Raw genomic sequence first — 25224 nt, 5'->3', positions numbered from 1 at the left:
CCGGATCGTTACCCAACCACCGAACATGTCACACCCCTTCTGCGGCCGGGGCGCCGCCTGGGCGCACCGAGTCACGAGGTGGGTCGCCGGCCGTGCTCCGAGGATCTGGGTGGGTTCGGGCGTCGATCGGTGGCCGGCAGCGAACCGTGGTCGAGCGCGAACTCGGCGAAACGCTCGCCGATCCGCAGGTGCGTGGTCCCGTCGGGGTGGAGGGCATCGGGCAGGGGGAGTTCCTGGGCGTCGGACTCCCCGTAGAGCTCGCGTCCGTCGAGGTGGAACAGGTGCGGATCGTCGTGCGCCCGCTCCGTCACGATCCGTGCCAGCTCTGCACGGATGACCGTCAGGGTGAGCTTGCCGGCGGCGACCTCGCCGGGATCGCCCGTCGCCCGGAACCGCATCTCACCCCGGGCGAGGGCTTCCGGGTCGAAGGCGCCGGGTCCCGGGGTGTGTTCGTGGATCGGGCACAGGAGGGGGGAGATCACCAGCAGCGGGGTGTGGGGGTGGCCGTCGCGGATCGTGTCGAGGAACCCGTGCACTGCGGGTCCGAAGGCCCGCAGCCGCATCAGATCGAGGTTGACCAGGTTGATGCCGAGCTTGACGCTGATCAGCTCGGCCGGGGTGTCCCGGATGGTGCGTGCGGTGAACGGGTCGAGCAGCGCGCTGCCCCCGAAGCCGAGGTTGAGCAGATTGAGGTCGGCCCGCCTCGCGGCGACCGCCGGCCAGGTGCCGGTGGGATGCACCGCGTTCGAGCCGTGGCTGATCGAACTGCCGTGGTGCACCCACACCGGGCGCGGGTCCTTCACCGGCCGGAGGGGGGCGTCGGAGCGGATCTCGGCCAGTTCCACGGTCTCGTTGTGCGGCAGCCAGAGCTCGACCGTCTTGGGGCCCCGGGGCAGGTCGTCGAAGACGACGCCGCCGATCTCGGCCTGCGTGGTCTGCCGGTCGCCGGTGGTCATGTCGATGCTCACCACGGTCGCGGCCTCGAGGCCGGCCTGCCGGGTGCGCCGGCCGTCGACCAGCAGGTCGAAGACGCCGGCCGGGCGCGGTGGTGCGCCCTCGTACCGGAAGCGTGTGGCGCGCCCGCGGAGCTCGATGCGGCTCGCCTCGGTCGCGAAGAGCAGCCGCGCACCCGAGGGCTGGGACTCGGCCATGGCCAGCTGCGGGTCGCGGGCCTGGTTCCTGGCCCAAGCGGGGAGGCGGTGCGGGATCACTCCGTCGTCCGTGCGCTCCAGCTCCAGGACGCCGTGGAGGAGGTCGTCGGTGACGGGTGTTGTGCAGTGTCGGTCGGGGATCGGCATGGTCCTCCCAGGGTGTGTCGGGTCCGGCAACGGTGGCTCAGAGTGCGGGGTCGGGCGGAATCAGGGCGAACTTGCGGACGTGCGTCTTCTCGAGGAACTCCCGTTGGGCGGCCGCGATCTGCTCGAGCGGGAATACCCTCGCCAGGAGAGGCCGGATCTCTCCGCGCTCGATGTAGGAGACTACGTCAGGGAACACCTCTTCGTCCCACGCCGTGCACCCGATCAGGGTGAGGTCCTTCAGGTAGAGGGTGCGCATGTCGAGTTCGACGAGGGGGCCGCCGATGGCCCCGGAGGAGACGTACGTCCCGCCCCTCCGGAGGAGGCCCAGCACTGCCGGGAAGCCGGGCCCGGCGACGTTGTCGATCACGACGTCGACGCCGTCCGCGCCCAGCACGTTCCGCGGGTCGTCCCGCCCGATGACCTCGTCGGCACCGAGGGCGCGGACCTGGTCCCGTTCGGCGTCGCCGGCCATGCCGACGACGTGGGCTCCGCGCCGCTTGGCGAGCTGCACCACGGCCGATCCGACGTCGCCGGAGGCGCCGGTCACCAGGACCCGTGCCCCCGTGCTGATGCCGGCGCGGCGGACCATGTTCCCCGCCGTCCCGTAGGCGCACGGGATGGTTGCCAGCTCCGCGTCGCTCCAGTCGCAGTCCACCGGGAAGACATCGTGCGCCAGGACGACGACGAACTGCGCAAAGGCTCCGTCGAGATCGGAGCCCGGCCAGGTCGTGTCCCAGGAGGAGAAACCCTGCGTGCGCATGCAGGCGCGGATCAGCACCCGTGTCCCGAGGGTGGACTCGTCGCCCCCACGACCGACGGCCACGACCCGCCCGCAACAGTCCGCGCCCTGGATCAGCGGGAACGGGGTTGCCGCGTTCCAGCCCCCCGTCCGGTCTCGTCGAGGCGTCTCCGACGAGGTCCTCGGACACATCGTTCGTTCCTGCCGTCACCGACGACGAGTACCAGCCGAGCCTGGTGTTGATTTCGGTGTTGTTCATGCCGGCCGCCAGGACGCGAACCAGCACCTCACCCTCGCCCGGCTCGGGGATGGGCACTCGGGAGAGCACGAGACGTTCGTAGCCGCCGACACCGGTGGTGACGACCGCCATCATGGTCCCGCCGGCGACGCGTGTCCGGGGGAGGGGTGGAGTCGTGGTCATCCCTCGTCTTGGGTCACGGTCAGTGCTGATGCCAACGGGCTGACGGTCGCGGTGTGGGTGCGGGCAGGGCGATGCTGCGCACGGCCTGCCCGCACCCGGCCGGCAACCCGCCTCCGGGATCACCTGTGATCCACGTTCGCCTCAGCCTTCGCGACCCCGGTTCAGGCGCTCGTCCGGGTGAAGGTCACGTGGGTGACTCCACGGGGCGAGGAGGTGGCCTCGACCCGGTAGTCCGCCTCCAGGCCCTCGAGCCCCTCCCACAGGTGCACGCCGCGGCCCAGCAGGATCGGGACCACCACCACGTGCAGGTGGTCGACGAGCCCGGCCGCCAGGAAGTCGCGGACCGTGGTGGGGCCCCCGCCGATGCGCACGTCCTGGCCGTCGGCGGCCGTGCGCGCCGTCTCGAGCGCCTCTGCGGGTGAGGCGTCGATGAAGTGGAACGTGGTGCCGCCCTCCATCTCGATCGAGGGGCGCGGGGAGTGGGTGAGGACGAAGACGGGCGTGTGGAACGGTGGGGTGGGACCCCACCAGCCCTCCCACCCGGGGTCCTCGTGCCACCCGGGAGGACCGAACTTCCCCGCCCCCATGATCTCGGCGCCGATCCCCACCCCGTGCAGCTGGGCGAAGGCGTCGTCCACGCCACCGCTGCCGCCGGGATCCCACCACCGGGTGGCGATCATCCATTCGTGCAGCCTCTGTCCGGCGTGCCCGAAGGGGGCGTCCCGGCTCAGACCTTCACCGGTGCCGAAGCCGTCGAGGGAGATGGAGAAGTTGTGGACGCGGGCCCGTGACATGGCTGGTGCTCCTTCGCACTCGGCGACTCCGTCGTCCCACGATGATGACTGCTCGGCGCACCCGGGGAAAGAGTCACCTGTGGCCGCCGCCGGGGATCATCGCCTGACGGCGGTCCCCCGCGTACTGTCCCTCGTGCCCCGGCCGGTCAGACCTGCTGTCCGCGCCGCGGGCCGCGACGGGCCCGGAGCCGGACGGTTCCCGCCAGCAGCAGGCACGCGGCGGCCAGGGTGCCCGCGAACCAGTGGACGGACGAGGGAACGCCCACCGCGCCGGCCAGGACCCCGAGGCCCAGGACCGGCACGGCACTGCCCAGATAGGTCACGACGTAGACCGCGCTGACCACCCGGGCGTTGTCGGCGGCCGGAACGGCCACGGACAGCTCGTTGTACGCCGTGCGGAACGCGACGCCCTGGGATGCCCCGGCGAACAGGGCGGCGAGGAGCAGCAGCGGCAGACTGGACAGCGCGCCCGCCACCCCGATCAGCGCCGTGCCCAGGGCCATCCCCACCAGCGCCCCGGGCAGGGCCTGGACGCGGGGGCTTCCCACCAGCTGCGCCGCGGCGGATCCGATGAGCACGAGGGCCGCCAGCGCCCCGATCCCGGCCGGGGAGCTCACCCCCAGCGTTCGGGCGAAGTAGCCCGGAGCCAGCGAGAGACTGAAGCCGAAGAGCGCAAAGCTGAGGAAACCGACCGCGGCCGCCTGCTGGAACCGCGTGCGGACCCCGAGCGGCAGGCAGAGACGGCGCGGACGCAGGGCCTTGAAGGCCGCCGATCCCGGGGCCGGGGCGATGGCCGGCCGGGCGTGCAGTGTCCACAGTGGCACCAGGACGGCGATCAGCATGGTGCAGTGGACGGCGAAGGGAGTCGTCGTCGGGTGGGGCAGCTGCCCCAGGACGCCACCCAGCAGGGGGCCTGCCGCCACTCCGCCCGCCGACGCCAGGAGGGTGAAGCGGCCGGCCCACTCCGGGCGGTGGGGCAGGAGCTCCCGGAGCGCCGCGCTGCTGGCGCCGGTCACCATCGCGACGGCTGCGCCCTGCAGGACCCGACCGGTCACGAGACCGGCGAGACCCCCGGCGGTCGCGAAGACGATCTCACCGGCCAGTCCCACGAGGACCGACAGCACCAGGGCAGTGCGCCGCCCGATGTGGTCCGACCAGTGCCCGTAGAGGACGAGCCCGGCAATGAGGGCCAGGACGTAGGAGGAGAACGCCACCGTCACCGCGAAGGGGCCGAGCCCCAGGCGCTCCTGCAGCGCGGGGTACAGCGGGGTGGCCAGGTTGGCGCCCACCAGCAGCAGCGCCGTCGTGCACATGGTCAGCACCAGGCGGGAGCGCGACCCCGCGTTCCATCCCCTGCCTGTGTCGGCTGTGCCGGAGCGCATGGTCAGCTCGTTGAACACGGTCATCGCGGGCCTTCCGGTGGGAGCGGCGATTGCGGGCTGTGCCGTGGGTGGCCGGCGCAGTGTGCTCACGCAGTCTGCCGGAGACTAAGTTCGGCACCACGGAGATGCTTGCGGAACTGATCACGCTGATCAAAAGTTGGAGTCGGACAACTGACAGGGAGACCACCGTGACCACACTGGACGCCGTCGACATCGGGCTGCTGCTGCACCTCCTGCGGTACCCCCGGGCGCAGATCGGGGAGGTGGCGGCCGCGCTCGGGGTCGCCCGCAACACCGTGGTCTCGCGGATGCGCCGGCTCGAGCGCCGGGAGGTGCTGCGCTCCGGCGGTCGAGACGTCGACCTGGCCTCCGTGGGCTTCGACGTCCTGGCGTTCCTCACCCTAGAGGTCACCCACCGGGAGCTCGACGCCGTCGTCACCGCCCTGCGCGGCATCGACAACGTCCTGGAGGTGCACGAGATCTCGGGGCGCGGGGACGTCTGGTGCCGAGTGGCGGCGCGGGAGACCCGCGATCTGCACGCCGTCCTGCGTTCGATCCTGCGGATCCGGGGAGTCCTCCGCGCCGAGACGTCCCTGGCCCTCAGCGAGCAGATCCCCTACCGCGTCCAACCCCTCCTGCGAACGCTGACGGAGGGTGACCGCACGTCAGCGTGAGGGTCGCTCCCCGGCGACCCCCGAAGCCCGCTGCGTCCACCCCACGATGCCCGCGCGGCGGCGGACGCTGTCCTCGCGCGGGCACCGATCAGCCCACCGGTTCCCGGGACTGGTTGGATGGGGGCCTCCAGGCTTCTGTCCCCGTGCCGCGCCGCGGGACGTCCGCGAAGCCTCCGACTCTCAGGAAGGCCGTGCGCCGTGTCTTGTCCAGCAGCACCGGGAGCAGTCCGATGACGGGGATCCGGGGCCGTCCCGCTGCGGCCCGGAGAGGGCGGCGGCCCGGAGCTCTGCCGGATCGCCGGGCCCGGACCGTGGTGCTGTTGGGCGTCGACGGGGCCGGGAAGACGACCACCGCCGCGGCACTGGTGGCGGCGGAGGAAGAGGCGGGGCGGGAGGCGGCCGTGCTGCGCAACCGGTCCGGCCGCCGCTGGCTGGCACGCACCTCGGCGCGGTGGGGGGTGGAGGTGCCGCTGCGGTGGGCGGACCGGTTCGAGACCGTGGTGCGCACCGCCAACGTCCTGGTCTCCCAGGTGCGTGCCGCACACCGGGACGGTCTGGTGGTGATCGATCGCCACCTGGTGTGCCAGTCGGTGCTGCGGCAGGTCCGGGGTCTGCCACCGGGCCGGGTCCTGCCGTGGCTGGCGGTCAGGGCGCTGCGCGGGGCCGTGGTGGTGGTTCTCGACGTCCCGGCCGCGACCGCCCGTGCGCGGATCCTCGCCCGCGGGCAGGACCACGAGTCGCTGGAGTACCTGCGCGCGGCCCGGGCGGCCTATCTGGAGCTCGCCGGTGCTCTGGGCTGGACCGTCGTGGACGCCACCGGGGCGCCCGAGTCGGTTCTCGCCCGGGTCACCGGGCTCACCGGCCGGTGACGGACGGGAATTCCTGACCGGTCCTCCCGGGTCGCCCGGCGCGCTCTCGCCCTTCGCGCGCCCCATGCGTCGACATATTTCGCCGAGCGGTTTCGGTCCGTGGCCCGGGTCGCTAGTCTCAGGTCCACCTGCGGGCAGAGGCGAATCCCCACCAGCGCGCCGTCTGCGACTCCCGGACTCCTCGGCGTCCACCGGCGCGCCCGGTTCCACCCGGACCGCCGTGACCCGCGGGCCCCGCGACGGTCCTGGGAGTCCGGGAAGCGGGAAACTACACCGGAAGCGTCACGCCCCGCGGGGGCGGACACCGACCGGGCGCGGCACGACACCACCGAGCACACCACTACGACGAAGTAGGGAAGCGCGATGACCACGACGACCAACATCCACTCCGGATCGACACCGCCCGCACCGCCGGCGCCGCAGACGATCGGGACCAGCGTTCGAGGATTCCAGGTCCTGCCCCGGGAGCAGACCCGGCCCGGCGCCGCACCGGCCGGAAGCGCCGGGCGTCCCCCCGGCCGCCGGAGCTCCGAGCGGGAACGCCCCGAGGACGACGAGGCGGTCATCACCGCGGTGCTGGCCGCCGTCAGCCACCGCTCCTCCCGGGAACGCCCCGAGGACGACGAGGTGGTCCTCACCTACACGAGCGAGCCCGCCTGCCGGCACGTGGGGTGAGCCCTCGGGCCGGGCGCAGCGGCCGGTGGGTGCTCAGGCGGTGCGCCGGAGCGCGAGGACGGTCGTGTCGTCATCGGCGCCGGAGGTGCCGGCGTAGTCGCTGCACAGCATCACGAGCTCTTCGGCGGTGCCGGCCAGCGTGTTGAGGGCTGCGGCGGTCTCGACGGCCGACTCGAGGTCGTCGAAGAAGTCCAGATAGCCGTCGGAGACCACCAGCAGGGTCTGCCCGGGCAGCAGCGTGGTGGTGTGCACGTCCCAGATCCACTCGGCCACGACCCCCAGGGGCGGGCCCGAGGAGATCAGCCGGCGGTGGGTGCCGTCCGGGGACAGGATCAGCGCCAGGCCGTGGCCGGCGTCGATGTAGCTCATCTCCCCGGTCCCGGTGTGCACCCGGGCGATGAAGGCGGTGATGAACGCCCCCGCCTCCTCCAGCAGCGGGGTCAGCGCCCCGGCCGCGCGCTTCATGGCCTCCGCAGGGGGGTTGTACTGGAACGTCCCGCGCAGCACGGCGCGCGCCGAGGCGGACAGCAGAGCCGCGGGGATGCCCTTGCCCATCACGTCGGTGACCATCGCCTGCACCTCGTCGCCCAGGACCATCCAGTCGTAGAAGTCCCCGCCGATGGACCGCGCCGGCAGGCACCGTCCGGCGGCCTCGACCGCGGGGGTGACCAGCCCGGTGCGGGGCATGAGCATCTGCTGGATCTGTTCGGCCCGGTCCAGCTCCATCTGGGCCGCGAGCTCGCGCTCCACCCACCCGGCCATCTCCGCCAGGATGCGCCGCTCCCGCTCGTCCAGCTCGCGCGGGACGCTGTCGACCAGGCACAGGGACCCGACCGGCTCACCGCCGGGGGCGTGCAGCGGGTGACCGGCGTAGAAGCGCACCGGGTCGTCCCCCGTGACGAACGAGCTGCCGGCGAAGCACTGCTCGGTCATCGCGTCGGCGACGATCAGCGGGGCGTCCCGGTCGACCGTGCGCGCACACAGCGAGTCGGTGCGGGTGGCGTGGACGAGTCCGTCCAGTCCCGCCTCGGCCTTGGTGAACTGCCGGTCGGCGTCGATGAGGTTCACGGCCGCGGCCTTCACCCCGAAGACCTCCTGGGCGAGGCGCACCACACGGTCGTAGCGCTCCTCCCGGGGGGTGTCCAGGACGTTCAGGGCGTGCAGGGCATCGATCCGTGCGGCCTCCGTGGGAGCCGTGTGCGTTTGCATGCCCCCAGGTTATCGGGGGTGCGGATTGGCGACGACCGCCGGCACCCCCCCCGGAAAGCCTGCCCCTAGGCTGGGCGGGTGAACGCACCGACAGCCGCCGCACGGGCCGAGCGCCACCAGGTGGCCGTGTACCTGGTGGCCATCGCGGCCGCGGTCCTCGTGGGCTGGACGGTGCCCGGCGCGCCCGCGCTCGCCCCGGCCATCACCCCGGTCCTGGGGCTGCTGCTGTTCGCCACGTTCCTGGCCGTCCCGTTCGCCGCACTGGGCCGGGCCTTCGCGGATCTCCGCTTCCTCGCGGCGCTGCTGGTGGTGAACTTCGTGGTCGTCCCGGTCGTGGTCCTCGGGCTGTCCCGGCCGGTCGCCGGACACGAGGCCCTGCTGCTGGGCGTGCTGCTCGTGCTGCTGGCCCCCTGCGTGGACTACGTCATCGTCTTCACCGGCCTCGCCGGGGGCGCCGCCGACCGGCTGCTGGCGGCCGCCCCGCTGCTGATGCTCGCGCAGATGCTGCTCCTGCCCGTCCACCTGCTGCTCCTCGCCGGCCCGGAGGCGGTCGCCCTGGTGGAGCTCGGCCCCTTCGCGGAGGCGTTCGTGTTCCTGATCCTGCTGCCCCTGGCCGCGGCGGCGGCCGTGCAGCGGGCGGCCTCCCGCTCCGCCGCGGCCCGGCGGCTGGAGTCCGCGACGGGCGCGGCGATGGTGCCCCTCATGGCGCTGACCCTGTTCACCGTGATCGCCTCGCAGGTGCGCGGGGTGGGGGAGCAGCTGGCCGACCTCGCGGCGGTCGTGCCGCTCTACGCCGGCTTCCTGGTGCTCATGGTCCCGATCGGGATCCTGGCCGCCCGCCTCGCCCGCCTGGACGTGCCGGTCTCCCGGGCCCTGGTCTTCGGCGGGGTCACCCGCAACTCCCTCGTGGTGCTCCCCCTGGCCCTGGCCCTGCCGGAGCGGCTCGCGCTGACGCCGTTCGTCGTCGTCACCCAGACCCTGGTCGAGCTGGTGGGGATGGTGGTGCTGGTGCGGCTGGTCCCCGCGCTGGTGCGGGACCGCGATCCACGACACAGTGGGGGCACCGCCCCGTCCGACCGAAAGGCACCCCGCCCATGACGCAGCGCTTCCGCCCCGCCGCCCAGGCCCTCCGACTGTGGGGTCCGCGCCAGTGGGGCGCCGCTGTGCTCGCGGGGCTCGCCACCGCCCTGGTCCTGGGGCTCGCCACCGTGCTCGTCCCCAACGGCGTCTTCAGCCGCGAGATCCCGCCCGTGTGGTGGAACTATCCCGTCTGGATCGCCACCTCGGCGCTCACCGGTGTCCTCGTGGCCTCCTACGTGTCCCCCGTGGCCGGCGGCACCCCGCTTCCCGGGGACGACGACGTCGCCGCGGCCACCGTGGCCCGGGCCGTCGAGTCCGGCGAGCGCCGCAGCGCCCGGCTGGGCGCGGTCGGCACGTTCGCCGCCTGGTTCGCCGTGGGCTGCCCGGTCTGCAACAAGCTCGCGCTGCTGGCCCTCGGCTCCACCGGGGCCCTGACGTGGTTCGCGCTCGTCCAGCCGTGGCTGGGGGTGCTGGCGCTCGTCCTCAGCGCGTGCGCCGTGGTCCACCGCCTCGCCGAGCAGATGGCGTGCCCCGTGAACCTGCCGGTCTCCACCGCGCGCAACGCGGTGGTCCCGGCCGCGGCCGAGGTGCCGGGGGGCCGGTAGGAAGGGTCGCCGCGGCGGTCCTCCCCGCGGCCTGGCCGGGGCCGTTCGTCGGCCCACCCCTCGTGCGACGCGCCCCGGGTTCATAGACTGGCCCTCCGCGCCGCGGACCGCAGTTCAGCAGTCGAACACCGTCAGCAGTCCACCGAAGAAGGGATCTCCCCATGACCGACCAGGACAACGGCACCGCCAAGGTGCGCCAGCTCATCAAGGACACCCGGATCGCCATGCTCACCCACGCGGACGAGCACGGGAACCTGATCTCCAAGCCGATGGCCACGCAGGACGTGGACTTCGACGGCACCGTGTACTTCATCGCCGAGCGCACCTCGGACCAGGTCCAGGACCTGCAGCAGCGGCCGGCTGTGAACGTCGCCTACGCCGGGGACGGCGCCTGGGTCTCGCTGACCGGGACGGCGCTGGTGCTCAACGACGAGGCCAAGCTCAAGGAGCTGTGGGACAGCTTCACCGGCTCCTGGCTCGAGGGCGGGCCGGAGAACCCGAACAACATCCTCATCGAGGTCACCGGCCGCTCCGCCGAGTACTGGGACACCCCCGGCGGCGGCAAGGTCACCCAGGTGGCCAACCTCGTGAAGTCCAAGGTCACCGGCGACACGATCAAGGGCGACAAGGGCGTCGTCGACCTATGACGCCGGCCGGGGCCGTCCGCTCCGCCCGGACCGGACGGTCCCGCCCCCGGGCGTGTCCCGGGGTGCGTTGGTAGGATCCGGGCATGAACACTTCTCTGGTCCGCCCCCGCAACGGCAAGCTCATCGCCGGCGTCTGCGCGGCCCTGGCGGCCCGCTTCGGACTGCCGAAATTCCTCCTGCGGCTGGGCTTCATCGTCTTCGGTCTGGTGGGCGTGGGGGAGCTGGTCTACATCGCCCTGTGGATCATCATCCCCAAGGAGGCCTGAGCCTCACCCCTGCTCCTCCGGCCCCGCGTGCGGGTCGGTGATCTCGCGCAGTGCTGTGAGCGCCTCGCGCAGCTGGCGCATCCTCCGTTCGCCCAGGTGCGCACTCCACTCCGCCTCGATCCGGGCCTCCTCCGCGCGGGCGATCGGCACGAGCTCCATTCCCCGGCCCGCGATCCGCACCAGCCGCGCCCGGGCGTCGCGGGGGTCGACCGTGCGCTCCACGTAGCCCGCGCGCTCGAGCCGGTCCACCAGCACCGTGGCCGTCTGCTTGGCCACCTGCGCCTGCTCGGCCAGCTCGGACAGGCGGGTCCCGTCCGGGCCGATCCGCGCCAGGATGCGCGCCTGCGGCACAGTGAGGTCCGTGTAGCCGGCCCGACGCACCGCCTCCACGATCCGGTTCTCCGCCGAGCGGTGCGCGATGAACATGAGCACCCCGATGTTGAGCTGTCCTGTCATGCCTGCCCCTCGAAATAGTCCTATGAACGAACTATAATCGGGTCATCCGGCGGACACGAGGGGCTCGGTGACGGTCCCGTCCGCGGGTGAGGAGGCAGGACCATGAGCACGGTCCGGAAGAACAGCACGACCGGCCCGATGGGCGACGACGACGTCTGGGCCGTGATCGACCTTCAGCGCCGGCGCACGGCGGACCTGCTCGCCGGGCTCTCCGGGGAGCAGTGGGACCACCCGTCGCTGTGCGAGGGATGGACGGTGCGGGACGTCGCCGCCCACCTGACGCTGCAGCAGCTGGGCCTCGGCGCCGCGCTGCTGTCCGCGCTGCGGCACCCGGGCGGCCTCAACCACGTCATCCTTGAGTCCGCCCGTGACCGCGCCCGACGTCCGGCGGACCGCCTGGTCGCGGGAATCCGCGCCACGGTGGGCTCCCGGCGGCACAACGTGGGTGTGACGAGCCTCGAGACGCTGACCGACATCCTGGTGCACGGCCAGGACATCGCCGTGCCGCTGGGCCTGGAGCTCGAGATGCCCCCGGAGGCCGCGGCCGTCGCCGCGGAGCGCGTGCGGTCCACCGAGGGCACGCGCACGGCGCGGGTCTTCCGCCACCTGCCGCTGGAGGGCTTCCGGCTCGTCGCCACCGACGTCTCCTGGGCCGCGGGCGAGGGCCCCGAGATCCGGGGACCGGCCGCCGCGCTGCTGCTCCTGCTCACGGGCCGCCGCGCCGGGCTGGACCGGCTGACGGGAGACGGAGCAGAGATGCTGCGGCACCGGCTCGCGCCCGCGTGACTCCTGGGCCCACGCAGCTCCAGGGGCCCGGGCGGGGCGCTCGGCAGCTCAAGCCGTAGGACGGGTGGAGTCCCGGACGACGAGCTCGGGCTGGAAGCTCACGTGGCGGTGGTGGTGGCCGGGGTCGGTGATCTCGTCCTCCAGCAGCTCCACGGCCGTGCGCCCGATCAGCCGGGCGGGCTGGCGGATCGAGGAGAGCGGGACGATCGCCGAGGTCGCGAAGTCGATGTCGTCGTAGCCGATGAGCGCGATGTCCTCGGGCACCCGGACGCGGTGGGTGAACGCGAAGGCCTGCAGCAGCCCGAGCGCCAGCAGGTCGTTGGCGGCGAACACGGCCTCGGGACGGCGCCCCGGGAGGAGCTCGAGGATCTGCTCGCCGATCCGGCGTCCTTCCAGCACCGTCAGGGCGGTGGTGCCGAAGGACTCCAGGGACGCGCCGGGCACGGCCTCGACCGCCCGCTGCGCCCCCGCCCGGCGGTCGCGGACCTGGTGCAGGGAGTCGGGGCCGCCCACGTAGGCGATCCGCCGACGCCTCGTCCCCAGGAGGTGCGCCACGGCCGCGCGGCCGCCCTCGACGTCGTCCACGGCCAGCGAGCAGTACTCGCTGGGAGCCGCGTGCTCGTCCACCAGCACCACCGGGGTGCCGCGGGAGCGCAGGACGTCGACGCGGGCCCGCTCCGGGGTCTGGGGGGTGACGAGCACACCTCGGACCCGCTGCTCCTCGAACAGGTCCAGGTACAGGCTCTCCCGCTCGGGGGAGAGCCCAGCGTTGCCGATGATCACGGCCTGGCCCAGCCGCTCGGCGGCCGTCTCCGCGCCCAGGGCGATCTCGTTGTAGAAGGGGTTGGCCGAGTCCTGCACCACGAGGCCCACGGTGCGCGAGCGGCCGGCCTTGAGCTGGCGCGCGACGTCGTTGCGGACGTAGCCCAGGTCCTCGATGACCCGGAGCACGCGGCGGCGGCGGTCCTCGGAGACCACCTCGGGGCGGTTGAGGACGTTGGAGACGGTGCCGATGGACACCCCGGCCTCCCGGGCCACCTCCTTGATGCTCACCGCCGGTCGCGCAGGGGTCACGTCGTCACTTTCCCTCGGAACTGTCCAGGTCCCCGATTCTAACGATCCGGCCGCCCGGCGTGCCCGGCGCGCGGGTGGGCCGCGGTCCCCTCGACGCGCCGGGCCGCGGCTCCTCGGCCGGCACGCCGAGGGGTCGCGGCCCGGTGGTGTCGCTGCGGTGCGCCAGGCTCAGCCCACCGGCTGGGCCGGCCGGGAGGCGGGCGTCCCGTAGCGGTCCTCCTCGATCTGCTCCAGGCTCTTGCCGCGGGTGTCCGGGGCGCCGATCACGCCGACGAGCAGCGCGACCAGGAGGGCGCCGATCATGATCATGCCCACGAAGGGCACGCCGTGCTCGGCGAGCAGGGTGGGGAACCAGTAGCTGAGCAGGCCCACGACGATGCGGGCGACGAAGAACAGCACGCCCTGCGCGCTGGCACGGTAGCGGGTCGCGAACATCTCCGCGGCCCACAGGGCGTAGAACGCCTGGGCGCCGATGCCGGCGGACACGCCCCAGAGCACGGCGAAGAGGATCAGCACCGGCATGGTGACGTGGGCGAAGACCAGCAGCACCCAGGCGGCGATCCCCAGGAGCGCCCCGATGCCGTAGAGCAGGCGCCGGTCGACCCGGTCGCCGTAGCGCATGAAGCCGAACCAGGTGGCCAGCACCGTGAAGCTCCACAGCAGCACCTGGAGCAGGTTCTGCTGGGTGGCCGACTCGACGCCGGCGGTCTCGTACACCCGCGGCATGAAGATGCCCATCTGCCCCGCGACGAGGTTCCACAGCGCGTACACGCCCACGAGGAAGAGCAGCGCCTTGAGGTTGGTGCGGTTGGTGAGCAGCTCGCGGTAGTTGCGCCGCTTGATCCCGGTGGCCTCCGAGGCGCGCCGCTCCTCGTCGGACTTCTTCCAGGTGTGGGACTCGGTGAGGCCCCGGCGGACCCACCAGGTGACGAAGGCGACCACGAACAGGTGGGCGAAGACGATGCGGGTGCCCAGCAGCCCCAGCGGCACCACGAAGGTGGCGAACAGGAACACCAGCGCCGGAGCCAGGGACCACGCGAACTGGGCGGTGCCCACGTGCTTCGCCCGGGCCTCGGACGGCGCCTCCTCGGCGATGTAGGTCCAGGCCACGGGGACGCCGGCGCCCACGGCGATGCCGGTCAGGACCACGCCGAGCACCAGCATCCACGGCGCCACGGCGAAGATCACGAAGGCGGTGCCGATCATGTACAGGATCAGGTCGTAGGTGTAGATGAACTTGCGCCCGTACCGGTCGCCGAGCGGCCCGCCGATCAGGGCGCCGAGGGCCGCGCCGAAGGCGTTGGCGCTGAGCGCGGCCACGAGGCCGACGGCGAGGTTCGTGAAGCCGAAGTACTCCTGCCACAGGCTCAGGCTGGTGGCCAGCGCGATGATGGACCCGGCTTCGATGTAGTTGGACATGGAGACCGCGATGGTGGCCTTCCAGCCCCCGAGCTTCGTGGTGGTCATGGGTGATCCTTCGGTGACGGTGACGGTGACGGTGACGGTGACGGTGACGGCTGTGCTGTGCGGGTGGTGGTCCCGGCTCAGGCCAGGTGGAAGTACTGGAGGAGCGGTTCGGGGTGCGATCCCTCGACGAAGTACTGGGCCATCTCGGCCTGCCAGCGCGCGTTGACCGGGTGGTCGTCCATGAGCGCCTGGGTGGCCGCGACGTCGTCGGCCTCGAAGCAGCCCACGACCAGGCCGTCCTCCGGGTGCAGGAACAGGGAGTAGTTGCGCCAGCCGGTCTCCCGGAGGGCGGCGAGCATCGTGGGCCAGACCTGCTGGTGCACCTCGACGTACTCGACGAGCTTCTCGGGGCGGACGTGGAGGAGGAAGCACCGGCGGGTGCGGGTGATCTCCTCGGGCAGCTCGATCAGCTCCTGCAGCGTCGCGGCGGACGGGTGGGCGCCCATGCGGGACTCCTTCGTGGTGGGGCCGTCGGAACGACCTGCCGGGGACGAGAGGCGGTGATGCTCCGCGGGGCGGTCCGGACGTCCTGCCGACCGCGGCATGTGAGGTGCCTCTCAGTACCGGGCCATCGTAGTCACACTTTGAGTCGTTTCAATACCCATACCGCAGTTTTTTCCGGTGATGCCTTGCGTGGAGGAGGGGAACCCCGCCGCCATCACTCCGGATGGGTCTTGACGTGACAGGGATCACCGCTTATCGTCATGAAACGATTCAATACGTTCCCACGCCGACGTCCCGGTCGCGCCCCCGATCCCCGCACGGAAGATGTGAAGCCCATGACTGCATTCGACGACATCACGCCCCAGCTGGCCGCCCAGGCCATCGAGCTGCCCTCGTGGGCGTTCGGCAACTCGGGGACCCGGTTCAAGGTCTTCTCCACCCCCGGCACCCCGCGCACGGTCGAGGAGAAGATCGCCGACGCCGCCACGGTGCACCGGTTCACCGGACTGGCCCCGACCGTCGCCCTGCACATCCCGTGGGACCAGGTGGACGACTACGGTGCCCTGGCCCGGTACGCGGCCGACCAGGGGGTGGCGCTGGGCACGATCAACTCCAACACCTTCCAGGACGACGCCTACAAGTTCGGCTCCCTGACCCACTCGGACCCCGCGGTGCGCCGGAAGGCCGTCGACCACCACCTGCGGTGCCTCGAGATCATGACCGGGACCGGCTCGCGGGACCTGAAGATCTGGCTGGCCGACGGCTCCAACTACGCCGGCCAGCAGGACCTGCGCGGACGCCAGGACCGGCTGGCGGAGTCGCTGGCCGAGATCTACGCCCAGGTCGGGGCGGAGCAGCGGCTGGTGCTGGAGTACAAGTTCTTCGAGCCGGCGTTCTACCACACCGACGTGCCGGACTGGGGGACGGCCTGCGCCCAGGTCACCGCCCTCGGGGAGCGGGCGCTGGTCTGCCTGGACACCGGCCACCACGCCCCCGGGACCAACATCGAGTTCATCGTGATGCAGCTGCTGCGGCTCGGGAAGCTCGGCTCCTTCGACTTCAACTCCCGCAATTACGCCGACGACGACCTCATCGTGGGCGCGGCGGACCCGTTCCAGCTCTTCCGCATCATGGTCGAGGTGATCCGCGGCGGGGCCCTGGACCCGGACTCGGGCGTGGCCTTCATGCTCGACCAGTGCCACAACGTGGAGGAGAAGATCCCCGGCCAGATCCGCTCGGTGCTCAACGTCCAGGAGATGACCGCCCGCGCCCTGCTGCTGGACCGGGTGGCCCTGACCGCCGCCCAGGAGGCCGGCGACGTGCTCGGCGCCCACCAGGTCCTGATGGACGCCTTCTACACCGACGTCCGCCCCGCCCTGGCGGACTGGCGCGAGGCCCGCGGCCTGCCGGCGGACCCGATGGCCGCCTACGCCGCCTCCGGGCACCAGCAGCGCCTGGCCGCCGAGCGCGTCGGCGGCACCCAGGCCTCCTGGGCCTCCTGACCTCACCCCCCTGCACACCACCTCGCAGAGAGACACCTGATCATGCAGACCACCACGCATTCCGTCGTCGCCGACCTGATCGCCCGCTCCAACCGGCTCGGCGCGGACCCGAAGAACACGAACTACGCCGGCGGGAACACCTCCGCCAAGGGCACCGCCACCGATCCCGTCACCGGCGAGGGCGTCGAGCTGCTGTGGGTCAAGGGCTCCGGCGGCGACCTCGGCACCCTCACCGAGAAGGGCCTCGCCGCGCTGCGGCTGGACCGGGTCCGCGCGCTGACCGGTGTCTACCGCGGGGTCGAGCACGAGGACGAGATGGTCGCGGCCTTCGACTACTGCCTGCACGGGGCGGGAGGGGCGGCGCCGTCCATCGACACGGCCATGCACGGGCTGGTCGACGCCCCGCACGTGGACCACCTGCACCCCGACTCCGGCATCGCGGTCGCCACCGCCGCCGACGGGGAGCGGCTCACCGCCGAGATCTTCGGCGGGAAGGTCGTGTGGGTGCCCTGGCGCCGCCCCGGCTTCCAGCTGGGCCTGGACATCGCGGCGATCAAGGACGCGAACCCTGAGGCGGTCGGGTGCATCCTCGGCGGGCACGGCATCACCGCCTGGGGCGAGACCTCGGAGGAGGCCGAGACCCACTCCCGGTGGATCATCGACACCGCCGAGGCCTACATCGACGCCCACTCCCCGGCCGAGCCCTTCGGCCCGGTCCTGGACGGCTACCGGGCGCTGCCGGAGGAGCAGCGCCGGGCCAAGGCCGCGGCCCTGGCCCCCGTGATCCGCGGGCTGGCCTCCGCCGACCGCCCGCAGGTGGGCCACTTCACCGACGACGCCCGGGTGCTGGAGTTCCTCGCCGCCGCCGAGCACCCGCGCCTGGCCGCACTGGGCACCTCCTGCCCGGACCACTTCCTGCGCACCAAGGTCAAGCCCCTGGTCCTGGACCTGCCCGCCGGCGTCCCGGTCGAGGACTGCGTCGTACGGCTGAAGGAGCTGCACGAGGCCTACCGCGCCGACTACCAGGCCTACTACGACCGCCACGCCGGCCCGGACTCGCCCGCGATCCGCGGGGCGGACCCGGCGATCGTGCTCGTCCCCGGGGTGGGCATGTTCTCCTTCGGCAAGGACAAGCAGACCGCCCGGGTGGCCGGGGAGTTCTACCTCAACGCGATCAACGTCATGCGCGGAGCCGAGGGCATCTCCACCTACGCCCCGATCGACGAGGCCGAGAAGTTCCGCATCGAGTACTGGGCCCTGGAGGAGGCCAAGCTCCGGCGCATGCCCGCGCCCAAGTCGCTGGCCACCCGGATCGCCCTGGTCACCGGGGCGGCCTCGGGCATCGGCAGGGCCATCGCCACCCGCCTGGCCGCCGAGGGCGCCTGCGTGGTCATCGCCGACCTGGACGCCGAGAAGGCCCGCGCCGCGGCCGCGGAGCTCGGCGGGACCGACGTGGCCGTCGGCGTCGCCGTCGACGTCTCGGACGAGGCCGCCGTGCAGGCCGCGATCGAGGCGGCCGTGCTGGCCTTCGGCGGGCTGGACCTGGTGGTCAACAACGCCGGCCTGTCGCTGTCCAAGCCGCTGCTGGAGACCACCGAGAAGGACTGGGACCTGCAGCACGACGTGATGGCTAAGGGCTCCTTCCTGGTCTCCAAGAACGCGGCCCGCGTGCTCATCGCCCAGGGGCTGGGCGGGGACATCGTCTACATCTCCTCGAAGAACTCGATCTTCGCCGGGCCCAACAACATCGCCTACTCCGCCACGAAGGCCGACCAGGCCCACCAGGTCCGGCTGCTCGCCGCCGAGCTGGGCGAGCACGGGATCAAGGTCAACGGCATCAACCCGGACGGCGTGGTGCGCGGCTCCGGGATCTTCGCCGGCGGCTGGGGCGCCAAGCGCGCCGCGGTCTACGGCGTGCCGGAGGAGGAGCTGGGCGCGTACTACGCCCAGCGCACCCTGCTCAAGCGGGAGGTCCTGCCCGAGAACGTCGCCAACGCGGTCTTCGCCCTGTGCACCGCCGACTTCTCCCACACCACCGGCCTGCACGTGCCCGTCGACGCCGGCGTGGCCGCCGCCTTCCTCCGATGAGCCCGGTGCGCACCACCGCGGCGGTCGCCGCCGTCGACCTCGGGGCCACCAGCGGGCGCGTGATCCTCGGCGGCCTCGTGGACGGGCGGCTCCGGATGCGCCACGTGGCCCGCTTCCCCAACCAGCCCGTGCGCCTGCACGAGGGGGACCGGGCCGGGCTGCACTGGAACATCACCGAGCTCCACCGGTCCGTGACCGCCGGGCTGGCCCAGGCCCTCCGCCAGGAGGACGGCGTCGTCTCCGTCGGCGTCGACTCCTGGGCGGTGGACTACGCCCTGCTCCGGAACGGGCGGATGCTCGGGGTGCCGTACCACTACCGGGACGAGCGCACCGCCGCCGGGGTGGCGGCCGTGCACGGGCAGGTGCCGCCGGAGAAGCTCTACGCCCGCAACGGACTGCAGCACCTGCCGTTCAACACGGTCTTCCAGCTGGCCGCAGACCGGGTCGCCGGGGACCTGGACGTAGCCGACCGGGCCCTGCTGATCCCCGACCTCGTCGCCTACTGGCTCACCGGGCAGCAGGTGGCCGAGGCCACCAACGCCTCCACCACCGGACTGCTGGACGCCCGCACCGGACAGTGGGACACCGGGCTGCTGGACGAGCTCGGGCTCGCCCGGGAGCTCCTCGCCCCCGTCGTCGCCCCCGGCACCACCATCGGTGCGCTGCTGCCGGCGGTGACGGCCGAGCTCGGGGCGGCACCGGGGCTCACGGTGACCGCCGTGGGCTCCCACGACACCGCCTCGGCGGTGGCCGCGGTGCCGAGCACCGCCGAGGACGCGGCCTTCATCTCCTCCGGGACCTGGTCGCTGGTCGGCGTCGAGCTGGAGGCCCCGGTCCTGACCGCGGAGAGCCGTGCGGCGAATTTCACCAACGAGGGCGGCGTGGACGGGCGGGTGCGGTACCTGAAGAACGTCTCCGGGCTGTGGTTGCTCACCGAGTCCATGCGCACCTGGGACGGACCCGGCGCCACCGATGCCCAGCGCAGCAGCGGCCTCGCGGCGCTGCTCGCCGAGGCCGCCGCCGTGACCCGCCCCGTGCCCGTCTTCGACGCCACTGACGACCGCTTCACCGCCCCGGGGGACATGCCCGCCCGCATCACCGCCTGGTGCCGGGAGCACGACGTCGAACCCCCGCGCACCCGCGCCGAGGTGGTGCGCTCGATCCTGGAGTCACTGGCCGCGGCGTACGCCACCACGATCGAGCAGGCCGAGCGGCTCTCCGGGCGGAGCATCCGCACCGTGCACATCGTGGGCGGCGGGTCGCAGAACGCCCTGCTGTGCCAGCTCACCGCCGACCGCACCGGCCGCACCGTGCACGCCGGGCCGGTCGAGGCCACCGCGATCGGCAACGTCCTGGTGCAGCTGCGGGCCGCCGGCGTCCTCTCCGGCACCCTGGAGACCCTGCGGGACCTCGTGGCCAGGACCTTCGAGCCCGTCCGCTACGTCCCGCGGGTGCTCAGCCCCGCCCGCCGGCCGTAGCGGGCGCGGTCGCATCCCCTTCAGGGTCTCCTCCGACCCATCCGATGCCGCCGCGGCGCCGAACATCCTCGTGAGACCACCCCATCGAGGAGGAGAAGAGGCGTCATGGCCTTCGACATCGACCGGTTCGCCGAGGAGTCCACCAGTCTGAACTGGGGAGACCTGGGGCTCGACGCGCTGCGCGAGGACCCCCTGCCCCCGGAGACGCTGCGCACGCTGCGGTACATGTGCGACGTCGAGTTCCACACCGTCTGCTATCTGCGGGACATGCTCGTCAGCCCCTCCCGCAAGGACCCGGAGGTCAGCACCTTCATGACCATGTGGAACCGGGAGGAGTTCTGGCACGGCGAGGCCCTCGCCCACGTCCTGGCCCTGCACGGCATCACCGTGGCCTTCGACGAGCTCAAGGCCAAGCGGGTCAAGCTCGGTTGGCGCGACCGGGTCGGCCCCGTCAAGCAGTCGCTGCTGTCCAACGTCGTGGGCGCGGACTTCGTCGCCGTGCACATGCTCTGGGGCGCGGTGAACGAGCGGTCCGCGGCCGCCGCCTACCGGCGTCTGGCCGCGCTCGAGGACCACCCGATGCTCGCCCCGCTGCTGCGGCGCATCGCCGCGCAGGAGACCAAGCACATCGCGTTCTACACGACCCAGGCGCGCGACCGGCTGCAGGACAACCCGAAGGCACAAAAACTGGCCCGCCTGGCCCTGCGCACGGCCTGGCAGCCCGTCGGCTCCGGCGTCTCGCCCGAGGACGAGGTCACCCACGTCATGGGCCACCTCTTCTCCGGGGCGGCGGGCCGCAAGGAGGTCGAGGCCATCGACCGCCAGATCGCGAAGCTGCCCGGGATGGCGGGCCTGACCGTCGTGGCCGACGCCCTGGACGCCCGGGGCGTGCCGGCGTGAGTGCGAGCGCCGCGTTCGACGTGCCCGGCTCCCGGTTCGACGTGCGCGCCTTCGCGCGCGACCCGCACGAGCTGCGCCCCGCGGACCTCGACCCGGAGAGCCTGCGCGGGCTCTCGCCCGAGACGCTCGACGTGCTGGCGCACCTGTGGTGCGTCGAACGCGGTCTGCTGGACCGGCTGCGGGACCTCCTGGTCACCCCCACCCACGCCGAGTCCCGGGTGACCGCCTTCCTCACCGCGTGGGCCTACGAGCAGCACTGGCTCGCCGAGACCCTCGCCGCGGTCCTCGCCGCCAACGGGCGCGTGGCGCGGGAACCCCGCGACACGGCCGGAGGGCGGTGGCGGCGGAGCTGGGACGAGCGGGCCCGGCCGACGATCGGCGCGGTGGCGAGCAACCTCCTGGGCGCCGACGTCACCGGGGGACAGATGGCCACCGGAGGGCTCGACACCGCCGTGCTCGCCGCGGTCTACCACCGACTGGGCGCCACCGAGCCCCGGCTGGCCGGGACGGCCCTCGAGATCGTGCGCCTCAAGGAACGGCACCTGGTGTTCTTCGCCGAGGAGGCCGGGACGCGGCTGGTCCGCAGCGCGAACGCGCGCCGACTGGCGCGTTCCGGGACCGCCCGGTGGCGCTAGCCGGGCACCCGCTACTGCGCCCCCGTGCCGGCCGGGGTCTGGGTCCGCCGGCTGTTCGCCGATCCGGCCGCCCGTGCCGGCCTGCTGGGACTCGACGAGGATCTCGCCGCTCTCCCCGGCCTGGCCGGCGCCCGACCGGTCGCCGCGGCGCTGGGGCGCCTCGACCGGGCCTGAGGCGCCCCGGCGCAGGGGTTACATGTCCTCCTTCGGCGTCATCACCATGAAGACCTCCCGGTCGGGCCCGGCGACGACCGCCATCCGCCCGTACTCGAAGTCGAAGGGCTCCCGGTCGACCGACCCTCCGGCCTCGCGCACGCGCCGCACGGCGGCGTCGACGTCCTCGACCTGGAAAGCGACCGACCAGCCGGGCTGTGCGTCACCGGCCTGGGGGTCGAGACCGCCGATGCCGCCGGCGGGCATCTGCCCGCCGGGAACGGTGAACAGGGCGTAGGGCATGTTCTCGTCGCCGATGTCCTGGTACGTGTAGCCGAAGACCGCGGCGTAGAAGCCCTGGGCGGCGGCAGGGTCGTCGGTCATGAGGTCGCACCAGGTCACCGCGCCGGGCTCCCCGTACGCGCCGAAGCCGGTGTGCTCGTGGGCCTGCCACATGCCGAAGGCCGCCCCGGTGCGGTCGACATACATCCCCATGGAGCCGAAGGGTCCGACCTCCATAGGCTCGTACACCGGTGTGGCCCCGGCCTCGACCGCCCGGGCGGCGTGGGCGGAGATGTTCTCGGTGGCCAGGGAGACCGACCACACGTGCGGGGCGCTCTCCATGCCCTCCATGGTGGGGGAGAGACCGGCGACCGCCCGCCCGTCGAGCAGGGCGTTGCAGTAGCCGCCGTACTCGGGCTGGGACTCGGAGTAGGTCCAACCGAGCACGTCGCGGTAGAAGGCCTGGGCGCGGCCCAGGTCGGAGGCCATCAGGTCCACCCAGCAGGGCGTGCCGGCCGGCCAGGGTTCGGTGTGCGTCGTCATGACGGGGGTCCTTCCGGGGGTCGGGTGCAACGGTGCCGCCGGGGGTCCTCCGCGGGGTCCGGGACCCGGACACGGCGCGCTGTGACCTCCGACACGTTCCAGGCTAGGGGCCCGGTCGGACGCGCTAACGGCCCGCTCCGCACGGCTCTTGCCGGCGTCCCGCCGAGCGCGGAGGCCTGTTCGACGAGGTGGGTGCGGCCGGGGGAGGACGAGGCCGGGGACCCCGGGCGTCCGCCTCAGGCCGAGCTGCAGCCGGCGATCTCCTCCGCCGAGAGACGGCGCCGGCCCACGTAGTACAGCACGGAGCCCTCCGGCAACGGGGTCTCCCACTCCGGGTCGAGCAGCGCGCCGTCGTGCTGGACGGCGAGCACGGTGGCGCCGAATCTGCGACCCATGGCCTCCTGCACCCATCCGAAGCCGCTGCCGGCCAGCTCCGCGGGCAGCCGGGCGCTGTAGGTGTTCCGTCCGCCGTGGGTCATCAGCTCGGCGTAGACCGCGGCGATGCCCGGGTCCTGCAGCTCTTCGGTCGCCAGGCGCGGCGAGTGCCACTGCACGCACCGCACGTCGTCGTCGACGTAGGAGAAGTTGCGGGCCCGGCCCATGTCGCGCAGCGTCACAACGACGTGGGCGTCCGGGTTCACGTGCGTGACCGCCACGGTGAGCGTGAGGGCCTCGTTGTCGTCGCGTGCGTCGACGAGGACGCGTGCCGCGCGGTGCAGGTCCGCGCGGCGCAGCACGGCCTCGTCGGCGAGGTCCCCGCGGACGAACCCGACACCAGGGTGCTCGGGCATCGGGTGCTGCGGCACGTCCTCCCACGCGCACAGCGCGATGGGCCCGGTGCCGTCCCCGGTGAGCTCCTGCACGAGCCGCTCGGTGCGGCCGGCCGTGTGGCCGAGGATCACCAGATGGTCCGACATGCCGAGGTCGATCCGGCCCTTCATGCGCTGTCCCTTCGCGTTCTCGATCGCGGCGGCGATCCTGGTGAAGATGATGGTCAGCGTGGCGATGCCGCCGACGATGACGTACACACCGACCAGGTGGCCGCCGAGAGTGGTGGGGAAGAAGTCGCCGTAGCCCACGGTGGAGGCGGTGACCAGGAACCACCACCAGTAGTTCTCCGCCGCGCTGATCGTGTTCTCGGGGGGCTCGGCCCAGGCCATCAGCGGCCAGCTGGTGAGGAACACCGTGGCAATGATCAGCAACGGCAACCCCCAGGCCCGCAAGCGGCCGAGCCGGCGGACCAGACGAGCCAGGATGAACGGCACCGGTGGTCTCCTGTCTGTCGGCGGGCCCCCACCGAGCCTACGCCGATCCGCGTCGGCGGCCACCACGGCGCGGTGCGGCGGCCTCAGCCGGCCGGACGGCCCAGCCGCTCCTCGTGCCGGAGATGGCCGGGGACCGTGCCGATCAGCACGGTCTCCGCGAGCGCCTCGCCGAGCGCGGGGGCCTGCTTGAACAGGTTGTGTCCGGCCAGGGCGGTGAGCCCGTCCTCGGACCAGATCCCCACGCCGTCGTCGCCCCAGGGCAGCCGGGTGACCCAGCAGTGCACGTGGTCGACCGGCCGCGGGTCCAGGCCGGGCAGGGCGCGCCGCACGTAGGCCACGGCCCGGTCGGCCAGGGCGGCGAGCGCCGCGGGATCGGCGAGGCCGCCGTCCGGGTGGGCGGGCGTGTCGGCGCTGAGGCCCACCGAGAAGTGGCGGCCGTCCGGATACGGCGCGGCGTACACGCCGGTCTCGCCGAAGGCCCCGCTGCCGTCCTGGAAGGTCGGCAGGCCTCGGGCGACACCCGGGGGCGCTCCGTCCGGGACCGAGCCGTGATGGGCCGGCCCGTCCGGGGCCAGGGCGAACGTGAGGCGGACGTGGGCGCCCACCTCCACGGGCAGGTCGAGCCCGGCGCCGCGGGCCAGTGGGGCGGTGCCCCGGCCGGCGCACAGCACCACGTGGTCGTAGGTCTCGCAGGTGGTCCCGGTGCGCACCTCCACCGCCCCCGTGCCCGTGCGCCGGACCGTGAGCACGTGCTCGCGCAGCATCGATCCCTCGAGCCGGCGCGACAGCGCCGCGACGGCGGCGAGGGTGCGGATGGCACCGCCGCGGACGTCGAGCATCGCCGGGCCGGTCCAGTCGGCCAGCAGCGGCAGCCGCTCGTGCAGCTCCTCGGATGACAGGCGCCGCACGGGGACGTCCTCGAACGGCTCCAGGGTGCGGAGCTTGTCCTCGACGCCGTCCCCGATCGCCACGGCGCCGTCGGGGGAGACCAGCTCGACGCCGAACTCCAGCTCCCACTTCCGCCACAGGGCCCGGCTGCGGGCGACCAGCGCCACCAGCCGGGGGTCCTCGTGGGCGTGCCGGAAGATCCGGCCCTGCCCGGCGGACTGCCCGCCGCCGGGCGGCCCGGACTCGTACAGGGTCACGTCGGCGCCGCGCGCCCGCAGGGCGTGGGCGGCGGCCAGGCCCACGATGCCCGCGCCGACCACGGCCGTGCGGGTCACCGGAGGACTCCGGGGACGCTCGTCACGCCGGTCGAGCGCGCGGCCGTCCGGGCGCTCAGCCGTCCTGCCCGGGGTCGGTGCTCTCGCCGAGGATGTCGTCGAAGGCCTCCCGCACGGCCTGCCGGGTGGCCAGGCGCACGCTCGCCGCGCCCTGCTTGTCCGCGGTGTCGGCGTTCGCGATGTTGCTGCGCTCCTCGCGCTCCTGCTCCAGGGCGTGGTCCCGGGCGGAGCGGATGCGGTCCATGATCTCGTTGGCTTCCATGGTCTCC

The 25224-nt window shown here is 73.0% G+C and carries 27 protein-coding genes; 14 read left to right on the top strand and 13 right to left on the bottom strand.

Annotated features, from left to right (window positions below; genetic code table 11):
• Positions 1–71: 71 nt before the first annotated feature.
• The 4 genes from RF647_RS13360 to RF647_RS13345 all read right to left on the bottom strand — a co-directional run bounded on the left by RF647_RS13360 (position 72) and on the right by RF647_RS13345 (position 4658).
• Complete coding sequence (locus RF647_RS13360; RefSeq protein ID WP_368812127.1) at positions 72–1298, bottom strand: SGNH/GDSL hydrolase family protein; 1227 nt, start codon at positions 1296–1298, stop codon at positions 72–74.
• A 37-nt stretch (positions 1299–1335) separates the two neighbouring features.
• Complete coding sequence (locus RF647_RS13355; protein WP_368812126.1) at positions 1336–2229, bottom strand: zinc-binding dehydrogenase; 894 nt, start codon at positions 2227–2229, stop codon at positions 1336–1338.
• A gap of 390 nt (positions 2230–2619) precedes the next feature.
• Complete coding sequence (locus RF647_RS13350; protein ID WP_368812125.1) at positions 2620–3252, bottom strand: dihydrofolate reductase family protein; 633 nt, start codon at positions 3250–3252, stop codon at positions 2620–2622.
• 146 nt (positions 3253–3398) lie between these two features.
• Positions 3399–4658, bottom strand: coding sequence for an MFS transporter (locus tag RF647_RS13345; RefSeq protein ID WP_368812124.1), 1260 nt, complete (start codon positions 4656–4658; stop codon positions 3399–3401).
• Positions 4659–4822: 164 nt separating this feature from the next.
• Here RF647_RS13345 and RF647_RS13340 point away from each other — a divergent pair, with 164 nt between their 5' ends.
• The 3 genes from RF647_RS13340 (at position 4823) to RF647_RS13330 (ending at position 6852) form a co-directional block, all read left to right on the top strand.
• Positions 4823–5308: an Lrp/AsnC family transcriptional regulator gene (locus RF647_RS13340; RefSeq protein WP_368812123.1), complete on the top strand. Its 486-nt coding sequence runs from the start codon at positions 4823–4825 to the stop codon at positions 5306–5308.
• Positions 5309–5622: 314 nt separating this feature from the next.
• The gene (locus RF647_RS13335; protein WP_368812147.1) at positions 5623–6177 is read left to right on the top strand and encodes a thymidylate kinase; all 555 of its coding nucleotides are present in this window, start codon (positions 5623–5625) and stop codon (positions 6175–6177) included.
• 363 nt (positions 6178–6540) lie between these two features.
• Complete coding sequence (locus RF647_RS13330; protein WP_368812122.1) at positions 6541–6852, top strand: hypothetical protein; 312 nt, start codon at positions 6541–6543, stop codon at positions 6850–6852.
• A gap of 33 nt (positions 6853–6885) precedes the next feature.
• Here the strand turns inward: RF647_RS13330 and RF647_RS13325 are convergent, their stop codons facing one another.
• A complete protein-coding gene (locus RF647_RS13325; RefSeq protein ID WP_368812121.1) occupies positions 6886–8061 on the bottom strand; it encodes a PP2C family protein-serine/threonine phosphatase in 1176 nt (391 codons plus the stop codon).
• A 78-nt stretch (positions 8062–8139) separates the two neighbouring features.
• Here RF647_RS13325 and RF647_RS13320 point away from each other — a divergent pair, with 78 nt between their 5' ends.
• The 4 genes from RF647_RS13320 (at position 8140) to RF647_RS13305 (ending at position 10659) form a co-directional block, all read left to right on the top strand.
• Positions 8140–9159 (top strand): bile acid:sodium symporter, encoded by a 1020-nt coding sequence (locus RF647_RS13320; RefSeq protein ID WP_368812120.1) that lies wholly within the window; start codon positions 8140–8142, stop codon positions 9157–9159.
• Positions 9156–9746 carry a hypothetical protein gene (locus tag RF647_RS13315; RefSeq protein WP_368812119.1) on the top strand — a complete coding sequence of 197 codons (591 nt, stop codon included), beginning with the start codon at positions 9156–9158 and terminating at the stop codon, positions 9744–9746. Before RF647_RS13320 ends, RF647_RS13315 begins: the two co-directional genes overlap by 4 nt.
• A 161-nt stretch (positions 9747–9907) precedes the next feature.
• The gene (locus RF647_RS13310) at positions 9908–10393 is read left to right on the top strand and encodes a pyridoxamine 5'-phosphate oxidase family protein (RefSeq protein WP_017834031.1); all 486 of its coding nucleotides are present in this window, start codon (positions 9908–9910) and stop codon (positions 10391–10393) included.
• 83 nt (positions 10394–10476) lie between these two features.
• Positions 10477–10659 carry a PspC domain-containing protein gene (locus RF647_RS13305; protein ID WP_017834030.1) on the top strand — a complete coding sequence of 61 codons (183 nt, stop codon included), beginning with the start codon at positions 10477–10479 and terminating at the stop codon, positions 10657–10659.
• A 3-nt stretch (positions 10660–10662) separates the two neighbouring features.
• On the opposite strand, the gene RF647_RS13300 is transcribed toward RF647_RS13305, so the two are convergent.
• Positions 10663–11115, bottom strand: coding sequence for a MarR family winged helix-turn-helix transcriptional regulator (locus tag RF647_RS13300; RefSeq protein ID WP_368812118.1), 453 nt, complete (start codon positions 11113–11115; stop codon positions 10663–10665).
• 102 nt (positions 11116–11217) lie between these two features.
• Here RF647_RS13300 and RF647_RS13295 point away from each other — a divergent pair, with 102 nt between their 5' ends.
• Complete coding sequence (locus RF647_RS13295) at positions 11218–11901, top strand: maleylpyruvate isomerase family mycothiol-dependent enzyme (RefSeq protein WP_368812117.1); 684 nt, start codon at positions 11218–11220, stop codon at positions 11899–11901.
• 48 nt (positions 11902–11949) lie between these two features.
• Here RF647_RS13295 and RF647_RS13290 read toward each other — a convergent pair whose 3' ends face one another.
• The 3 genes from RF647_RS13290 to RF647_RS13280 form a co-directional block, all read right to left on the bottom strand.
• A complete protein-coding gene (locus tag RF647_RS13290) occupies positions 11950–12975 on the bottom strand; it encodes a LacI family DNA-binding transcriptional regulator (RefSeq protein WP_368812116.1) in 1026 nt (341 codons plus the stop codon).
• A gap of 168 nt (positions 12976–13143) precedes the next feature.
• Positions 13144–14442, bottom strand: coding sequence for an MFS transporter (locus tag RF647_RS13285; protein ID WP_368812115.1), 1299 nt, complete (start codon positions 14440–14442; stop codon positions 13144–13146).
• Between the two features lie 77 nt (positions 14443–14519).
• The gene (locus tag RF647_RS13280; protein ID WP_368812114.1) at positions 14520–14888 is read right to left on the bottom strand and encodes an L-rhamnose mutarotase; all 369 of its coding nucleotides are present in this window, start codon (positions 14886–14888) and stop codon (positions 14520–14522) included.
• A 333-nt stretch (positions 14889–15221) separates the two neighbouring features.
• Here RF647_RS13280 and rhaI point away from each other — a divergent pair, with 333 nt between their 5' ends.
• The 6 genes from rhaI (at position 15222) to RF647_RS13250 (ending at position 21663) form a co-directional block, all read left to right on the top strand.
• On the top strand, positions 15222–16388 hold the full coding sequence (gene rhaI, locus RF647_RS13275; protein WP_368812113.1) for an L-rhamnose isomerase: 1167 nt from the start codon (positions 15222–15224) through the stop codon (positions 16386–16388).
• A 42-nt stretch (positions 16389–16430) separates the two neighbouring features.
• A complete protein-coding gene (locus RF647_RS13270; RefSeq protein WP_368812112.1) occupies positions 16431–18476 on the top strand; it encodes a bifunctional aldolase/short-chain dehydrogenase in 2046 nt (681 codons plus the stop codon).
• Positions 18473–19954: a rhamnulokinase family protein gene (locus RF647_RS13265; RefSeq protein WP_368812111.1), complete on the top strand. Its 1482-nt coding sequence runs from the start codon at positions 18473–18475 to the stop codon at positions 19952–19954. Before RF647_RS13270 ends, RF647_RS13265 begins: the two co-directional genes overlap by 4 nt.
• A 105-nt stretch (positions 19955–20059) precedes the next feature.
• Positions 20060–20854 carry a ferritin-like domain-containing protein gene (locus tag RF647_RS13260; RefSeq protein WP_368812110.1) on the top strand — a complete coding sequence of 265 codons (795 nt, stop codon included), beginning with the start codon at positions 20060–20062 and terminating at the stop codon, positions 20852–20854.
• Complete coding sequence (locus RF647_RS13255) at positions 20851–21489, top strand: hypothetical protein (protein WP_368812109.1); 639 nt, start codon at positions 20851–20853, stop codon at positions 21487–21489. Before RF647_RS13260 ends, RF647_RS13255 begins: the two co-directional genes overlap by 4 nt.
• Before the next feature lie 24 nt (positions 21490–21513).
• The gene (locus RF647_RS13250) at positions 21514–21663 is read left to right on the top strand and encodes a hypothetical protein (RefSeq protein WP_368812108.1); all 150 of its coding nucleotides are present in this window, start codon (positions 21514–21516) and stop codon (positions 21661–21663) included.
• Positions 21664–21681: 18 nt separating this feature from the next.
• Here the strand turns inward: RF647_RS13250 and RF647_RS13245 are convergent, their stop codons facing one another.
• From RF647_RS13245 to RF647_RS13230, 4 genes are all read right to left on the bottom strand, one after another.
• Positions 21682–22467 carry a VOC family protein gene (locus RF647_RS13245; RefSeq protein ID WP_368812107.1) on the bottom strand — a complete coding sequence of 262 codons (786 nt, stop codon included), beginning with the start codon at positions 22465–22467 and terminating at the stop codon, positions 21682–21684.
• A gap of 236 nt (positions 22468–22703) precedes the next feature.
• A complete protein-coding gene (locus tag RF647_RS13240) occupies positions 22704–23732 on the bottom strand; it encodes an ion channel (protein WP_368812106.1) in 1029 nt (342 codons plus the stop codon).
• An 83-nt stretch (positions 23733–23815) separates the two neighbouring features.
• On the bottom strand, positions 23816–24955 hold the full coding sequence (locus RF647_RS13235; RefSeq protein ID WP_368812105.1) for an NAD(P)/FAD-dependent oxidoreductase: 1140 nt from the start codon (positions 24953–24955) through the stop codon (positions 23816–23818).
• Positions 24956–25010: 55 nt separating this feature from the next.
• Positions 25011–25217: a hypothetical protein gene (locus tag RF647_RS13230; RefSeq protein WP_368812104.1), complete on the bottom strand. Its 207-nt coding sequence runs from the start codon at positions 25215–25217 to the stop codon at positions 25011–25013.
• Positions 25218–25224 lie beyond the last annotated feature (7 nt).

Origin of the sequence: Kocuria sp. CPCC 205263 (assembly GCF_040981075.1) — a bacterium.
In the GTDB taxonomy this organism is placed as follows: Bacteria; Actinomycetota; Actinomycetes; order Actinomycetales; family Micrococcaceae; genus Kocuria; species Kocuria rosea.
This window is presented reverse-complemented; position numbering and strand designations above follow the sequence as displayed.